The following is a 14905-nucleotide window of genomic DNA, read 5'->3' as shown; positions in this document are numbered from 1 at the left end:
GGGGTGGCCAAGATCGCGGTGACCCGGTGGATTCCCGACGACGCGGTGAAGGTGCTGGCCGAAGCGGGCGACGTGGCGGTGTCGCCCGCCGGGCGCCCGCTGACGCCGGCGGAACTGCACGAGTTCGTGGCCGGCGCCGACGCCGTGGTCGGGATGCTGCACGACCGGCTCGACGGCGCGTTCGCCGACGCCGCCGGCCCGGGCCTGAAGGTGGTCGCGAACGTCGCCGTCGGCTACGACAACGTCGACGTCCCGGCACTGGCCGAGCGCGGCGTCGTCGTGACGAACACGCCGGGCGTGCTCACCGACGCGACCGCCGACCTCGCCTTCGGCCTGCTGCTCGCCGTCACGCGGCGGCTCGGCGAAGGCGAACGGCTGTTGCGCTCGCGCACGCCGTGGTCGTTCCACCTCGGCTTCCTGCTCGGCTCGGGGTTGCAGGGCAAGACGCTCGGCATCGTCGGGTACGGGCAGATCGGCCGGGCGGTGGCGAAGCGCGCCGAGGCGTTCGGCATGGAGATCGTCCACTCGGGACGGTCGAAGCGGGGTTCCGTTTCCTTCGAAGAACTCCTGGCGCGCTCGGACGTCGTCTCGCTGCACTGCCCGCTGACGCCGGAAACCCGGCACCTCATCGACGCGGCCGCGTTGCGCGCCATGAAACCCGGCGCCTACCTGGTGAACACCACGCGCGGCCCGGTCGTCGACGAAGCCGCGCTGGCGGACGCGCTGGAAGCCGGGGAGATCGCCGGCGCCGCGCTGGACGTGTTCGAAAAGGAACCCGAGGTCGAACCGCGCCTGCTCGGCCGCGACGACGTCGTGCTGAGCCCGCACCTCGGGTCCGCGACGGTCGAAACCCGCACCGCGATGGCCGTGCTGGCCGCCCGCAACGTCGCGGCCGTGCTCGCCGGGCAGTCCCCGCTGACGGAGGTGAAGCCGTGACCCGGGTCGTGATCGCGCCCGACAAGTTCAAGGGCAGTCTCACCGCGGTCGAGGCCGCGGAAGCCATCGCACTCGGCGTCCGGGACGCCTTGCCGGACGCCGAAGTCGTCTCGTGCCCGGTCGCCGACGGCGGCGAAGGCACCCTCGACGTGCTCGAAGCGGCAGGGGCCCGGATCGTCCGGCTGTCCGTCCGCGGTCCGCTCGACGAGCAGGTCAAGGCGCGGTACGCGGTGCTCGACGGAACCGCGTACGTCGAATCCGCGCGGGCGTGCGGCATCGAATTCGTCGACCCCACACCGGAAACCGCGCTGGCCGCGCACACCTGGGGCGTCGGCGAGCTGCTCGTGGACGCCCTGATGCACGGCGCGAAGCGGCTCGTGCTGACCGTCGGCGGCACGGCGAGCACCGACGGCGGCGCCGGGATGCTGGGCGCGCTCGGCGCGGGCGTGCTGGACGCGTTCGGCGCGCCGGTCGGGCTGGGCGGCGGGACGCTGACGCGGGTCGCGTCCACCGAACTGGCGCCGGTGCGGGAACGCCTCGACGGCGTGCGCGTCGCGGTCGCCACCGACGTGACCAACCCGCTGCTGGGCCCGTCGGGCGCAGCCGCCGTGTTCGGGCCGCAGAAGGGTGCGGGGCCCGAACAGGTGAAGCTGCTGGACGAGGCACTGACCCGGTGGGCGCACGCACTGCAGGTCGGCGGGGCGCCGGACGTCTCGCGGGTACCGGGTGCCGGAGCGGGTGGCGGGGTCGCGGCCGGGGCGATCGCCGGGCTGGGCGCGACCGTCGAGTCCGGGTTCGACCTGATCGCCGGGCTGACCGGGGTGGACGCCGCGCTGGTGGGTGCCGATCTGGTGATCACCGGCGAGGGATCGCTCGACGAGCAGAGCCTGAACGGCAAGGCGCCGGCCGGGATCGCCGAACGGGCGCGCGGGATTCCGCTGCTGGTGCTCGCGGGACGGATCCAGCTGGACGAGGCCGAGCTGGCACGGCTGGGCGTGGCCGGGAGCAACGCGCTGATCGACCACGCGCCTTCTCTCGATTATGCGCGGGCGCACGCCGCGGACCTGCTGCGGGCCCGGGCGGCGGAGCTGGTGCGCGAGTGGCGGTCACGCGGATGACGTGAACGTCGCCTGGCGAGGTGAAAGGGTCGTTCATGACGTCCCCGCCCCGTCGGCAACCGGGCGAACGGACCTCTCGCCACGCTGCGAAAGGCCCGTCCGCCGGGGTCAGCTCGTGTGCTGGGGCAGCACCGCGAAAGCGACTCCGCCCGCTTCGTCCTCTTGGACGTCCAGCACCTTGTCGTCGAGCAGCGCCGCCGCCTGGGGTTCCAGGAACACCTTCGGGCCCTGGTCGGCCCCCAGCACGCTGTCGCCCTCCGCGGGTTCCGGCGCCACCGACAGCGCCAGCTGGGCGCTTTCGCCGTCGGCGTTCTGGACTGCCAGGCGGAGTCCGGCGTCGCCCTCCCCCTGGCTGGTCAGTGCGGTGATCGCCTCGGCGGCGGCTTCGGTCACGGTCAGCATCTTCGGCCTTCCCTTCGTCGCGGTCCGATGCACTGGTGCCCCACGCTAGGGGCGCCCGAACGGACGTGCAGTCTGAGCGGATCAGCCCTGCCGGGCCTCGCGGATGGCGTCCGCCACCGAGCCGCCCGCGTAGTCGGCTCGCTCACCCGGGTCAGGGTCCGCGTGGCGGCGCGGCACCTCGTCCTCCGGGCTCACCGGCTCGAAGTCCGGCGGGGCGTCCTCGATCGTCTCGTCGAGCTCGGCCGCCGGCGTCGCCGCGAGCGGGCGCTCCGGGACCGGCTCCGGTTCGGTGTCCGGCTCTTCTTCGGCCAGGCGCTGCTCGATCGGCTCGCCCTCGCGGATCTCGCTCGGCGTCGTGCCGTGGCGGTTCGCGGCGCTCCAGTGCTCCGGCGGCTCGACGCCCTCTTCGAGTGGATCCACGCGCAGCTCGTCCTCGTCCAGCGCTTCGCTCGGGCTCAAGCTGTCGGGTTCGGCCGGGTCACGGTCACTCACCAGTCGTCTCCTCGCGCTCGGAACTCGTCATCCCCGATGACCTACCCCGGACCTCGGGGCGCCGAAACCCCGGCGGTGTCACCGGGATCACATTTGTTCAACCGGTTTAACACATTCACAAGTTTGTGAACGCAAGGTAGCTTGGGATCATGGCCACCACCAGGTGCGCACCGGAACACCGGCTGCTCGCCACCGATCCGGAGCGGCACCACGAGCTCGGCACGCACGCGGCGTGGTACGTCGTCGCCGGCGTCGTGACGACCGGCGTCCAGGCCCTCCTCTTCCTCCTGCTGCGCGACGAGCTCGGTTCCCAGGTCGCGAACCTGGTCGCGATCGCGCTCACCACGGTCGGCAACACCGAGTTCCACCGCCGCGTCACCTTCGCCGGGCGGCCCAGCAACGCCGGGAAGCGGCACCTGCAGGACTTCCTCACCTTCGCCTTCTACGCCGGGTACGGCTCCGCGGTGCTCGCGCTGCTCGACGCGCTCGTCGACCGGCCGACGTCGTGGGAGGAAACCGGCACGCTGCTGCTGGCCAGCTTCGTCGGCGGGTTCGTGCGGTTCGCCGTGCTCCGCTGGTGGGTGTTCGCACACCGGACGGCCACGGCGGCGCACAGCGGCTAGCGTCTCCAGGCGTGGCCTCGGACGACATCAAGCCCCACGCCGGCGGCGCTGAACCCGACTACCGGTTCACGCTGGCGAACGAACGCACCTTTCTCGCCTGGCTCCGCACCGCCCTCGGCTTGCTCGCGGGTGGCGTCGCGGTGCACCAGCTGGTGCCGTCGCCGGCCCCCGCCAGTGCCGTCCTCGCCGGGCTGTGCGTCGTGCTGGCCGCGGTGCTCGCCGCGACCGCGTACCCCCGCTGGCGGCGGGTGCAGGTAGCGATGCGTGCCGGAGAGCCACTGCCGCGAAGCCTGATGATCCTGGTGCTGACCGGCGGGCTGCTGATCCTCATCGTCGCCGCCGCGGTGCTCCTGGTCGTCTCGTGATGCCGCGAATACCGCTCCCTCGCGATTATCACCAGGTCAGAAATACCGTCACGGGCCCTCAGGGCCGGTCGTGAATCCGGCAAGGGGGGCTCAAGCCGAGCGCACCGGCCTCGCTTGGCGCCGGACGGCACTGGCGGCCGCTGCCTGCACGGTACTGCTCCTGCACTCCGCCGCCCAGCGCCATTGGGGGGTCGCCCTCGTCCCCGTTTTGCTGTCCGCGGGCACATCCGCCCTGCTGGCGGCCTTCGGAACGCTGCGCGAACGGGCCTTGCGGACGCCCGAACCGGGGCCGGCGCACCCCGCACTGCCCGCGATCGCGTCGCTCGCCGTGACCGCCACTGCCGCTTCCGTGGCCATCTTCCACTGACGGGTGAACTCGGCACATCCTGAAACCGATTAATCGCAATGTGCGGGGGCTGGTCGCGGGAACATCACGGTCGCTCCTGCGAACGGGGTATTGGTCGTTGAAATCTGGACTGACCGCCATGGAGGTGCTTACGATTACCCAGCGTCGCACGGATCGCAGATCAACCCGGATCTCACGGAGTATCTGCAACCGGAAAGTCACGGAGAGTGGAGTCCCCCGGCAGCGGCGGTCGAGGGTCGGCCGGGGAGACGACCATGACAGCACCGCCGCAAACCACCGCGGAACCCACTTCCGCCGTTCGCGATTATCGCACTCCGGAGTCATTGCCCCGGCCCAGCGGGCGGCTCACCAAGGAGGACCTCGACCCCCTGGTGAAGGACGCGGGTGAGGGGAACCCCGCCGCGATCCACTCCCTGCTGCAGATGATCGAGCCGGTGGTGGTCCGCTACTGCCGGGCGCGCATGGGCGGGCGCGACCTGTCCTACCTCTCGGCCGACGACGTCGCCCAGGAAGTCTGCCTCGCGGTGCTGAAGGCCCTTCCCGATTATCAGGACCGCGGCGGCTCGTTCCTCTACCTCGTGCACGCGATCGCGGCCAACAAGGTCGCCGACGCCTACCGCGCCGTCGCCCGCGACCGCTCCGAGCCCGTCCCCGAGCTCCCGGAGCGCCCGCTGGTCGCCGGCAACGAACCGGAGTCCCACGCCCTGCACCTCGACCTCGGCGCGCGCCTCGGCCGGCTGCTCGCCTCGCTGCCGCGGGTGCAGCAGGAGATCCTGACCCTGCGCATCGCCGTCGGCTTCTCCGCCCAGGAGACCGCCGAAGCGCTCGGCATCTCGCCGGGCAACGTGCGCGTGACGCAGCACCGGGCGCTGACCCGGTTGCGCGGCATGATCGGCGACGACGAGTTCTAGGCCACCCGAACGGCGGGCGGGGAAACCTCTTTTACCCCCTGGAAGAGGTCTCCCCGCCCGCATCCACGTCGTAGGCCGCCCGGGCGTTGAGCTCGAAGACGGCCAGGCGCTCCGCGTCCGACAGCCCGCCCGTCAGTGCGATCGCCGCGTCCACGACCAGCTCGTAGGACGCCGCCAGCTCGCACACCGGCCAGTCCGAGCCGAACAGCAGCCGGCCCGGGCCGAACACGTCGAGCACGTGGTCCACGTACCGCCGCAGGTGCCCGACCTCCCACCCGGTCCAGTCCGCCTCCGTGACCAGGCCCGAAAGCTTGCACACGACGTTCTCGCGCGCGGCCAGCGCGGCCACCCCGGACGCCCACGGCTCCCACTCCCCCGCCGCGATCGGCGGCTTGGCCGCGTGGTCCAGCACCAGCCGCAGCTCCGGCAGTCGTTCCGCCAGCGCGGCGGCCGCCGGCAGCTGGTCGACGCGCACGAGCAGGTCGTACGCCAAGCCCGCCGACGCCACCGCGCCCAGCCCGGCCAGCACGGCGGGACGCAGCAGCCACTCGTCGTCCGGTTCGGTCTCCACCTGGTGCCGGATCCCGACCAGGGGCCCGCGCAGGGCGGCCAGCCGGTCGGCGACGTCCGGGGCTTCGAGGTCCACCCAGCCGACCACGCCCGCGATCACCGGTTCCGCCGCCGCGGTGGCGAGGAACTCCTCGGTCTCCGCCGCCGAGGACACGGTCTGCACGAGGACGGTCGCGTGCACGCCCGCCGCCTTCGTCACCGCGCGCAGGTCGTCCACGGTGTACGGCCGGCGGATCGGGTCCAGCGCTTCGCCCGCCATCCAGGGGTAAGCGCGCCGCGCCGGCTCCCACAGGTGGTGGTGCGCGTCGATCATGAGACTCCTTCGGCGATGACGACGTCGGCCCGCAGCAGGCCCGCGCCGACGAGTTCGGTCCACAGCGCCGGCGGCACGACCGCCCTGGCGCGCCGCGCGTTGACGCCGACCTGGGAAGGATCGTGCGCGCCGACGACGACCGACGCCACCGCGGGGTGCGCCATCGGCAGCGCCAGCGCCGCTTCCGGCAGCTCGACACCGTGCCGTGCGCAGATCGCCGCGATCCGGCCGGCCCGTTCGACAAGCTCGGGCGGCGCCTCGGCGTAGTCGTAGACGCGGCCCGGTTCGGCCGTCGCCAGGATGCCGCCGTTGAACGCGCCGCCGGCGACCACGCGGACCCCGCGGTCGAGGCAGAGCGGCAGCAGCTCGTCGAGCGCCGGCTGGTCCAGCAGCGTGTAGCGGCCGGCCACGAGCAGGACGTCGAGGTCGGTGCGGCGGACGAACTCGGCGAGCATCGGCGCCTGGTTCATCCCGGCGCCGAACGCGCCGATCACGCCCTGGTCCCGCAGCTCGCGCAGCGCGGGGAAGGCGCCGCGCAGGGCTTCCTCGAAGTGGTCGTCGGGGTCGTGGACGTAGACGACGTCGACGCGGTCGAGCCCCAGCCTCGTCAAGCTGTCCTCGAAGGACCGCAGGACGCCGTCGCGGCTGAAGTCCCACCGGCGCCGGTAGGCGGCGGGGACGGCGAAGCCCTGGTCGTCTTGCCGCCCGGCACCGCCGGAGTCCGGTTCGAGCACGCGCCCGACCTTCGTGGACAGCACGTACTCGTCGCGGGGGTACGCCCGCAGGGCCGCGCCGAGCCGGGTCTCCGAGAGGCCGAGGCCGTAGTGCGGCGCGGTGTCGAAGTACCGGATGCCCTCGTCCCAGGCGCGGCGCACGGTCGCGGCCGCCGTCTCGTCGCTGATCGCGTGGTAGAGGTTGCCCAGCTGCGCGCAGCCGAGACCCAGCGGGGACAGGGAGAGTTCCAACGCCGTCACTCCTTCACCGGCAGTTCCCAGACCAGCCCGATGCCGGTGTCGTCGCCGGAGTAGTCGTCTTCGACGGCCAGCAGCTCGGCCATCCTCGCCTGCCACGGGACGTTGGCGGGGTGGTCCCGCAACGCTGCCCGCATCGCCGCGTAGTCGTCGACTTCGACGACGTGGAAGAGGTCGAGACCGTTACGCCAGATCCGCCAGGTGCGGACGCCGGCTTCGCGCAACGCCGTGTCCAGCCCGGGCGGGATGACGGCGTGGACGGACTCGTACTCGGCCTCCTTGCCGGGCTTCAAGCGGGTGTGCAGGGCCACTCTTTGAGGTGCGGGCTGGTGGGTCATCACCACTCCTTGGCCGGGTCATGGCACGCTGGTGTCGAACACCGAAACATCCGAGGTCTGGTGCAGGGAGGACGGACGCGATGCCCGTCACCGATGTCGCGATCGACAAGATCAAGGACATGATCATCTCCGGCGAGCTGGCGCCGGGCGACCGGCTGCCCAAGGAGGCCGAGCTGGCCCAGCGGCTGGGGCTCTCGCGCAGCTCCCTGCGGGAGGCCGTCAAGGCGTTGTGCCTGATCAGGGTGCTCGACGTCCGCCAGGGCGACGGCACGTACGTCACCAGCCTCGAGCCGAACCTGCTGCTCGACGCGATGACGTTCGTGGTCGACTTCCACCGCGACGACACCGTTCTCGACTTCCTCGCCGTGCGGCGGATCCTCGAGCCGGCCGCGACCGCGCTCGCCGCGCTGCACATGAGCGACGACGACATCACCGAGCTCGGCCAGCTGCTCGGCGAGCTGGAGGACTCGCCGACCGTCGAGGCGCTGGTCGCCAACGACCTGCAGTTCCACCGCAAGATCGCCGACGGCTCCGGCAACCCGGTGCTCTGCTCGCTGCTCGACAGCCTCTCCGGCCCGACCGCCCGCGCGCGGATCTGGCGCGGCCTCACCCAGGAGGGCGCGGTCGCGAAGACCCGCGAGCAGCACACGGCGATCTACGAGGCCATCGCGGCGCGCGAGCCGGAACTGGCGCGCTCGTGGGCGACCGTGCACGTCGCGGGCGTGGAGCAGTGGCTGCGCAACGCCCTGGGCACCGCGGACGACCCGACGGTGGAAGCCGAGCCGGCCGCGGAAGCCTCCTGACAGTGATCCGATGATCACGGAGTGACCATCAGGTCTGGGGCTTTCCGCCCGCGTACCGGGCGATGATCAGCGCGACCAGGATGATGGCGCCGTAGATCGCGCCCTGCCACTCCGCGCGGACGTGCGCGTAGTTGAGCAGGCTCGACACCGACGACAGCAGCAGGACGCCGGTCAGCGCACCGACCAGGGTGCCCTTGCCGCCGTCGAGCGAGACGCCGCCGATCACCGCCGCCGCGAACACCTGCAGGATCATCCCGGAGCCCTGGTTCGCGCCCAGCGCGCCGACGTACCCGGTGTACGCGAGCCCGCCGATCGCGGCGAGGATCCCGGCGACGACGAACACCGCCCACGCGATCCGGTCGACGCGCACACCGGCCGCCCGCGCGGCTTCGCGGTTGCCGCCGATCGCGTACAGCGCGCGGCCGACGCGGTGGTAGCGCAGCACCCAGCCGGCGACCGCGAACAGCGCCGCCGCCAGCCAGACCGACATCGGCAGGCCGGCGAACGTCGTCGTGGCGAGGTTCGTGAACGAGTCGGGCAGGTTGAACAGCGTCTTGCCCTGCGTCGACCCGACCTGGACGCCGCGGAGCACGGTCAGCATGGCCAGGGTGACGATGAAGGCGTTCAGCTTCAGCTTCACGATCAGGAAGCCGTTGACGAACCCGACCAGCGCCCCGCACAGCGGGATCACCAGCAGGCCGATCGCCGACGGCAGCTCGACGCCGAAGCCGGCCGACGCCGCCGGGATCACGACCATCGCGCCGAGCGCCGGCGCCAGGCCCATCGTGGACTCCAGCGACAGGTCGAACTTCCCGGTGATCAGCACCAGCGACTCGCCCAGCACGACCAGCGACAGCGCCGCCGACGCGGTCAGGATGCTGACGATGTTGCTCCAGCCGACGAACGTGTCGTCGACCAGGCCGCCGATGACGAACACCACGACCAGTGCGGGCAGCAGCGCGAGTTCACGCAGCCAGCCGGCTTTCCGGCGCCGGGGTGGCGCGGGCAGCTCCGTTTGCGGAGAGGTCATCACGTCGGTCACGAAAGCTCGACTCCTTCGATGTCGGCCACGAGGTCGCCGTCGGACCACCCGGCCTGGTGCTCGGCGACGACGGCCCCGGCGCGCAGCACCAGGACCCGGTCGCTCAGGCGCAGGTCGTCGAGCTCGTCGCTGACGATCAGCACCGCCTTGCCTTCGGCGCGCACCCGGTCGACGACCGCGAGCAGCGCCTCCTTCGACTTCACGTCCACCCCGGCGGTCGGGTTGATCAGCACGACCACCCGCGGGTCGCTCAGCAAGGCCCGCGCCAGGACGACCTTCTGCTGGTTGCCGCCGGAGAGGTCCGACACCGGCTGCTCGGCGCTCGCGGCCACGATGTCGTAGTCCTCGAGCGCCTGCGACGCCTTCGCGAACCGGGTGCCCGGGGAAGCGATCCCGCCGCGGCCCAGCTTGTCCAGGATGGACAGCGTGGCGTTGTCCGCGATCGAGTGCTCCAGCACCAGGCCTTCGTGGTGCCGGTCGCGCGGGACGCAGCCGATGCCCGCGCGCAGCGCCGCCGGGATGTCCCCCGGCCGCAGCGGCGAGCCGTCGACGCGGATCGTGCCCGCGGACGGCGTCCGCAGGCCGTAGACGGTCTCGGCGACCTGGTGCTTCCCGCTGGCGTTGCTGCCCGCGAACCCGACGACTTCGCCCTGGTGGAGCCGGAACGAGACGTCGTGGAAGCTGTCACCGGAGAGGCCGTCGACCGCGAGGATCTCCGGGGCGTCGGCTTCGAGGGCCTCCCGCGAAGCGGCGTCCCGCACGGACAAGCCGCCGGGCTCGCCGGTCATCGCGTCGACCAGCTCCGCGCGTCCCACTTCGGACACCGGCGCGGTCAGCACGTGCTTCGCGTCGCGCAGCACCGTGACGGCCTGGCACACCTCGTACACCTCGTGCAGGTGGTGCGAGATGAACAGGAAGGTCACCCCGCCCGCCTGCATCTGGCGCATCCGGTCGAAGAGCCGCTCGATGGCCTGGCTGTCCAGCTGCGCGGTCGGTTCGTCGAGGACGATGAACCGGGCGCCGTAGGACAGCGCGCGGGCGATCTCGACGAACTGCCGGTCCTCGACCGACAGCTCGCCGGCCGGGGTGTCGACGTCGACGTGGACGTCCCAGGAGTCGAGCAGCTCACGGGCCTGGCGCCGCAACGACTTCCAGCCGATGGCGAACCCGCCACCCGCCTGCCGGTTGAGGAACAGGTTCTCGGCGACGGTGAGCTGCGGGACGACCATCGCGTGCTGGTACACGCAGGCGACGCGCGCCTTCCAGTCGTCCTGTTTGGACAGTGGCGGGGCCGGCTCGCCGCCGAACTCGACGTGCCCGGTGTCCGTGGCGGACAGGCCGGTGAGGATGGAGACGAGCGTCGACTTGCCGGCCCCGTTGCGCCCGACGAGCGCGTGCGATTCGCCGGGGTGCACGGTGAGGCTGACGTCGTGCAGCGCCACGGTGGGGCCGTAGCGCTTTCCGACGCCGTGCGCGCTGACCACCGGGACGGCGGTTTCGCCGGCGGGCAGCGCGGTCACAGGTTGTTCCCCCAGAGGGCCTTGTCGTCCACGTTGTCCTTGGTGATGACGGGCGCCGGCAGCTGGTCCTCGAGGATGCCGGGGCTGATCTCGACGATGGTGCTGCCGTGGTCGGTCGGACCCGGCTTGAACGTCTCGCCCGCCATGGCCTTCTTCAGCCAGTACAGGCCGTACTTCGCGTAGGCGTCGGCCGGCTGGGACACGGTGGCGTCCAGCTCACCGGCGCGGATCGCGGCCAGCTCCTGCGGGATGCCGTCGTTGGACACGAGCACGATGTGCTTCGGGTCCCCGACCGGGAAGAACAGGTTCTTGCGCTTGAGCGCCTGCTCGGTCGGGGCCAGGTAGACACCGCCGGCCTGCATGTAGACGCCCTTGATGTCCGGGTTCGCGGTCAGCATGCTGTCCAGCCCGGAGGACGCCTTGTCGGCCTTCCACTCGGCCGGGATCTCCAGCACCTGGATGCCCGGGTACTTGGCCTTCATGCAGTCGCGGAAGGCTTCCGAGCGGTCGCGGCCGTTGACCGAGGCGAGGTCGCCCATGATCTGCACGACCTTGCCGGACTTGACCTTCTCGCCGATCGCGTCGCACGCCTTGGTGCCGTAGGCCTTGTTGTCGGCCCGCACCACCATGGCGACCTTGCCGCTCTCGGGGGCGACGTCGACCGCGACCACCGGCACACCCTTGTTCTCCGCCTGCTTGAGCCCGGCGACGATCGCGGCGGAGTCCAGCGGCGTGACGACCAGGCCCTTGACGCCCTGGTTGAGGAAGGTGCCGATGTCGGTGATCAGCTTCGCCGGGTCGCTGTCCGCGTTGACCGTCGGGAGGACGTCGACGCCCTCGGACTTGGCCATCTGCGGCACGTAGTTGTTGTAGGCCTGCCAGAACGGCGAGGTGAGCAGCGGCAGGGTCGCCCCGACCTTGCCGCCGGAACCACCGCCCGCCGCGGGCGCCGACGCGTTGTCCTTCGTGGACCCGCAGGCGGCCAGAACCAGGCCGCAGACGGCGGCCGTGGCGGCCACCTGGATCACCCTGTTTTGGAATACCACAGCGCGCACCGCATCCTCCTTGATGACAGCGGAAATCAAGTCTGTTATTGCTGAACGGGGCCGCGCGGGCGCAGGCCGTACATGCCACCGTCGACCGCGAGCGCGGTGCCGGTGGTCGAAGCGGAAAGCGGGCTGGCGAGGTAGACGACGGCGTTGGCGACTTCGTCCGCGGTGACCAGCCGGCCCATCGGCTGGCGGGCGGCGAGGGCCGCGCGTTCGGCCGCCGGGTCGTCGGCGGCGTCGAGCAGCCGGCCCACCCAGGGGGTGTCCGCCGTCCCGGGGCACACGCAGTTGACGCGGATCCGGTCGGGCAGGTGGTCGGTCGCCATCGCCAGGGTCAGCGAGAGCACCGCGCCCTTGGTGGCCGAATAGAGCGCGCGGCTGGGCAGGCCGGCCCAGGCCGCGATGGAGCAGGTGTTGACGATCGCCGCGGACGGCGAGTTCTTGAGGTGCGGCAGCGCGGCGCGGGCGAGCCGGACCATGCCGACGACGTTGACGTCGAACACGCGGTGCCACTCGTCGTCGTCGTTGGCCGTGACGTCGCCCTGCGCGCCGATCCCGGCGTTGTTGACGAGGATGTCGAGGCGCCCGAAGCGGTCCACGACGGCATCGATCGCTTCGCGGACTTCCTGATCGGAGGAGACGTCACAGCGGAAGCCGTCGTCGTCCGGCTTCAGGTCGAGCACCGCCACCCGCGCCCCGCGTTCGGCCAGCAGGGTCGCCACCGCCTTGCCGATGCCCGAGGCGCCTCCGGTGACGGCGGCCACCAGGCCCTCGAATTCACTCACTTGCGGTCTCCGTCCACTCGGGACCGTCCGGGAAGCGGAACCGGCGCAGCGTGGCGTCGTGCATGCGCGCGGAGAACCCGGGTGCGGTCGGGGCGAGGTACCGGCCGCGCTCGACGACGGCCGGGTCGGTGAAGTGCTCGTGCAGGTGGTCGACCCACTCGATGGAGCGGTCCGCGTCGGTGCCGGAGACCGCCACGAAGTCGAACATCGAGAGGTGCCGGACGAGTTCGCAGAGCCCGACGCCGCCGGCGTGCGGGCACACCGGGACGCCGAACTTGGCGGCCAGCAGCAGGATCGCCAGGTTCTCGTTGAACCCGCCGACGCGGGCGGCGTCCAGCTGCAGCACCGAGATCGCGTTCGCCTGCAGCAGCTGCTTGAACACCACGCGGTTCTGGACGTGCTCGCCGGTGGCGACGCGGATCGGCGCAAGCGCTTTCGCGATGGCCGCGTGCCCGAGGACGTCGTCCGGGGACGTCGGTTCTTCGATCCAGTACGGGTCGTACGGCGCGAGCTCGGTCATCCAGTCGACCGCCGCTCGGACGTCCCAGCGCTGGTTGGCGTCGACGGCGATCCGGATGCCGTCGCCGACCGTCTCGCGGGCGAGCTTCATGCGCCGGACGTCGTCCTCGAGGTTGCCGCCGACCTTGAGCTTGATCATCTCGAAGCCGTCCGCGACCGCCTGTTCGGCGAGCCGGACGAGCTTCGCGTCGGCGTACCCGAGCCAGCCGGGGGACGTGCTGTAGGCGCGGTAGCCGTTCGCTTCCAGCTGTTTCGTCCGCTCGGCGCGGCCGGGTTCCGCGCGCCGCAGGATCTCCAGGGCTTCGGCCTCGGTGAGCGCGTCGGACAGGTACCGGAAGTCGACCAGCGACACCAGTTCTTCGGGGGTCATCCGCGCCGCGAACTGCCAGACCGGGAGGTTCGCGCGGCGGGCCGCGAGGTCCCAGGCGGCGTTGACGATCGCGCCGACGGCCATGTGCGCGACGCCCTTTTCCGGGCCCAGCCAGCGGAACTGCGAGTCGCCGACGAGCGTGCGGGACAGGGCGCCGAGCGCGGCCGCGTCCGCCGGGACGTCCCGGCCGACGACGTGCGGGGCGAGCGCGCGGATCGCGGCGGCCTGGACGTCGTTGCCGCGGCCGATGGTGAACGCGAGGCCGTAGCCGTCCGGGCCGCCGTCGGCGTGGAGCACGACGTAGGCGGCGGAGTAGTCCGGATCGGGGTTCATCGCGTCCGAGCCGTCGAGCTCCTTCGACGTCGGGAACCGGACGTCGAGGACCTCCATGCCGATGATCTTCGCCATGGTCAGGCCTGCCTCGCGGTCTGGCGCTGCCGCCCGAGGCCGTCGATCTCGAGCTCGATCACGTCGCCGTCGCGCAGGTACGGCTTCGGGTCGGGCTGCCCGAGCGCGACGCCTTCGGGGGTGCCGGTGTTGATCAGGTCGCCGGGGCGCAGCACCATGACCTGGCTCAGGTGGTGGACGATCTCGGCGACGCCGAAGATCATGTCCTTGGTCGAGGAGTCCTGCTTCTTCTCGCCGTTGACCCACAGCCGCAGGCCGAGGTCCTGCGGGTCCGGCACCTCGCTCGCCGGGACCAGCGCCGGGCCGAGCGGGTTGAAGTTCTCGCACGACTTGCCCTTGTCCCACTGGGCGGTGCGGAACTGCAGCTCGCGCTCGGAGACGTCGTTCGAGACGACGTAGCCGGCGACGTGCGCCAGGGCTTCCTCGACGCTGCCGAGGTAGCGCGCGGTCTTGCCGATGACGACGCCGAGCTCGACCTCCCAGTCGGTGCTGACCGAGCCGCGCGGGATGAGGACGTCGTCGCCGGGGCCGACCACGACGTCCGGGGCCTTCATGAAGACGACGGGTTCGGTCGGCGGCGTCGCGCCGGTCTCCTCGGCGTGGCGGCGGTAGTTCATGCCGATGCAGACGACCTTGCCGGGCTGGGCGATGGGCGAGCCGACGCGGAGTCCTTCGACGCCGGCCTCCGGCAGCTCTCCGGCGGCGAGCGCGGCGGCCGCGCGCGCGATCCCGTCCGCGGCGAGGAAGCCGCCGTCGACGTCGGCGGTCAGCCCGCCCAGGTCGTAGGTGGTGCCGTCGCCGGCCCGCACGAACGGACGCTCACTTCCCGGCTCTCCGAGGCGCACTAGCTGCACGGATATTCCCTTCACCCACACCGACCAGACATCCGATGTATATCGCAGTCGCGGGCCTCGATCCAGAGCCAGCGGCGAATCGCCCGGAAATTGGTCGGATCAGTATCGGTTCACGCTCATTTGAGCACGGGGTGTCACCGATCACAGCC

The 14905-nt window shown here is 71.7% G+C and carries 18 protein-coding genes; 7 read left to right on the top strand and 11 right to left on the bottom strand.

The annotated features are described in order from the left end of the window. Positions 1 to 3: 3 nt before the first annotated feature. Positions 4 to 936, top strand: a complete 933-nt coding sequence (locus tag AB5J73_RS21935) for a 2-hydroxyacid dehydrogenase (protein ID WP_370971750.1) — start codon at positions 4 to 6, stop codon at positions 934 to 936. Continuing rightward, positions 933 to 2054 (top strand): glycerate kinase, encoded by a 1122-nt coding sequence (locus AB5J73_RS21930; protein WP_370971748.1) that lies wholly within the window; start codon positions 933 to 935, stop codon positions 2052 to 2054. Before AB5J73_RS21935 ends, AB5J73_RS21930 begins: the two co-directional genes overlap by 4 nt. A gap of 108 nt (positions 2055 to 2162) precedes the next feature. Here AB5J73_RS21930 and AB5J73_RS21925 read toward each other — a convergent pair whose 3' ends face one another. Both AB5J73_RS21925 and AB5J73_RS21920 read right to left on the bottom strand, forming a co-directional pair. Beyond that, positions 2163 to 2456 (bottom strand): iron-sulfur cluster biosynthesis family protein, encoded by a 294-nt coding sequence (locus tag AB5J73_RS21925; RefSeq protein WP_370971746.1) that lies wholly within the window; start codon positions 2454 to 2456, stop codon positions 2163 to 2165. An 81-nt stretch (positions 2457 to 2537) separates the two neighbouring features. Then, complete coding sequence (locus AB5J73_RS21920) at positions 2538 to 2948, bottom strand: hypothetical protein (protein ID WP_370971744.1); 411 nt, start codon at positions 2946 to 2948, stop codon at positions 2538 to 2540. A gap of 149 nt (positions 2949 to 3097) precedes the next feature. On the opposite strand from AB5J73_RS21920, the gene AB5J73_RS21915 reads away from it, so the two are divergent. From AB5J73_RS21915 to shbA, 4 genes are all read left to right on the top strand, one after another. Continuing rightward, complete coding sequence (locus tag AB5J73_RS21915) at positions 3098 to 3571, top strand: GtrA family protein (RefSeq protein ID WP_370971743.1); 474 nt, start codon at positions 3098 to 3100, stop codon at positions 3569 to 3571. A gap of 11 nt (positions 3572 to 3582) precedes the next feature. Next, entirely contained in the window at positions 3583 to 3936 is a 354-nt protein-coding gene (locus AB5J73_RS21910; RefSeq protein WP_370971741.1) for a YidH family protein, read from the top strand. A 70-nt stretch (positions 3937 to 4006) separates the two neighbouring features. Beyond that, positions 4007 to 4303 carry a DUF202 domain-containing protein gene (locus tag AB5J73_RS21905; protein ID WP_370971739.1) on the top strand — a complete coding sequence of 99 codons (297 nt, stop codon included), beginning with the start codon at positions 4007 to 4009 and terminating at the stop codon, positions 4301 to 4303. Between the two features lie 254 nt (positions 4304 to 4557). Next, positions 4558 to 5214, top strand: a complete 657-nt coding sequence (shbA, locus tag AB5J73_RS21900; protein ID WP_370971737.1) for an RNA polymerase sigma factor ShbA — start codon at positions 4558 to 4560, stop codon at positions 5212 to 5214. A 31-nt stretch (positions 5215 to 5245) separates the two neighbouring features. Here the strand turns inward: shbA and AB5J73_RS21895 are convergent, their stop codons facing one another. From AB5J73_RS21895 to AB5J73_RS21885, 3 genes are read right to left on the bottom strand one after another with little or no spacing between them, the layout of a single operon-like run. Next, positions 5246 to 6097 (bottom strand): amidohydrolase, encoded by an 852-nt coding sequence (locus AB5J73_RS21895; protein WP_370971735.1) that lies wholly within the window; start codon positions 6095 to 6097, stop codon positions 5246 to 5248. Further along, a complete protein-coding gene (locus tag AB5J73_RS21890; protein ID WP_370971733.1) occupies positions 6094 to 7062 on the bottom strand; it encodes an aldo/keto reductase in 969 nt (322 codons plus the stop codon). Before AB5J73_RS21890 ends, AB5J73_RS21895 begins: the two co-directional genes overlap by 4 nt. 5 nt (positions 7063 to 7067) lie before the next feature. Beyond that, a complete protein-coding gene (locus AB5J73_RS21885) occupies positions 7068 to 7406 on the bottom strand; it encodes an L-rhamnose mutarotase (protein ID WP_247013211.1) in 339 nt (112 codons plus the stop codon). Between the two features lie 80 nt (positions 7407 to 7486). On the opposite strand from AB5J73_RS21885, the gene AB5J73_RS21880 reads away from it, so the two are divergent. After that, positions 7487 to 8209 (top strand): FadR/GntR family transcriptional regulator, encoded by a 723-nt coding sequence (locus AB5J73_RS21880; protein WP_370971730.1) that lies wholly within the window; start codon positions 7487 to 7489, stop codon positions 8207 to 8209. 28 nt (positions 8210 to 8237) lie between these two features. On the opposite strand, the gene AB5J73_RS21875 is transcribed toward AB5J73_RS21880, so the two are convergent. From AB5J73_RS21875 to AB5J73_RS21850, 6 genes are all read right to left on the bottom strand, one after another. Next, positions 8238 to 9251, bottom strand: coding sequence for an ABC transporter permease (locus tag AB5J73_RS21875; protein WP_370971728.1), 1014 nt, complete (start codon positions 9249 to 9251; stop codon positions 8238 to 8240). After that, a complete protein-coding gene (locus AB5J73_RS21870) occupies positions 9248 to 10771 on the bottom strand; it encodes a sugar ABC transporter ATP-binding protein (protein ID WP_370971726.1) in 1524 nt (507 codons plus the stop codon). The genes AB5J73_RS21875 and AB5J73_RS21870 overlap by 4 nt, the downstream gene beginning before the upstream one ends. Next, positions 10768 to 11799, bottom strand: a complete 1032-nt coding sequence (locus AB5J73_RS21865) for a sugar ABC transporter substrate-binding protein (protein ID WP_370973270.1) — start codon at positions 11797 to 11799, stop codon at positions 10768 to 10770. The genes AB5J73_RS21870 and AB5J73_RS21865 overlap by 4 nt, the downstream gene beginning before the upstream one ends. A 62-nt stretch (positions 11800 to 11861) precedes the next feature. Continuing rightward, positions 11862 to 12605, bottom strand: coding sequence for an SDR family NAD(P)-dependent oxidoreductase (locus AB5J73_RS21860; protein WP_370971724.1), 744 nt, complete (start codon positions 12603 to 12605; stop codon positions 11862 to 11864). Then, positions 12598 to 13902 carry an enolase C-terminal domain-like protein gene (locus AB5J73_RS21855; RefSeq protein ID WP_370971722.1) on the bottom strand — a complete coding sequence of 435 codons (1305 nt, stop codon included), beginning with the start codon at positions 13900 to 13902 and terminating at the stop codon, positions 12598 to 12600. The genes AB5J73_RS21860 and AB5J73_RS21855 overlap by 8 nt, the downstream gene beginning before the upstream one ends. 2 nt (positions 13903 to 13904) lie before the next feature. Beyond that, positions 13905 to 14756 carry a fumarylacetoacetate hydrolase family protein gene (locus AB5J73_RS21850; RefSeq protein WP_370971720.1) on the bottom strand — a complete coding sequence of 284 codons (852 nt, stop codon included), beginning with the start codon at positions 14754 to 14756 and terminating at the stop codon, positions 13905 to 13907. Positions 14757 to 14905 lie beyond the last annotated feature (149 nt).

The organism is Amycolatopsis sp. cg9, assembly GCF_041346945.1.
GTDB lineage: Bacteria > Actinomycetota > Actinomycetes > Mycobacteriales > Pseudonocardiaceae > Amycolatopsis.
This window is presented reverse-complemented; position numbering and strand designations above follow the sequence as displayed.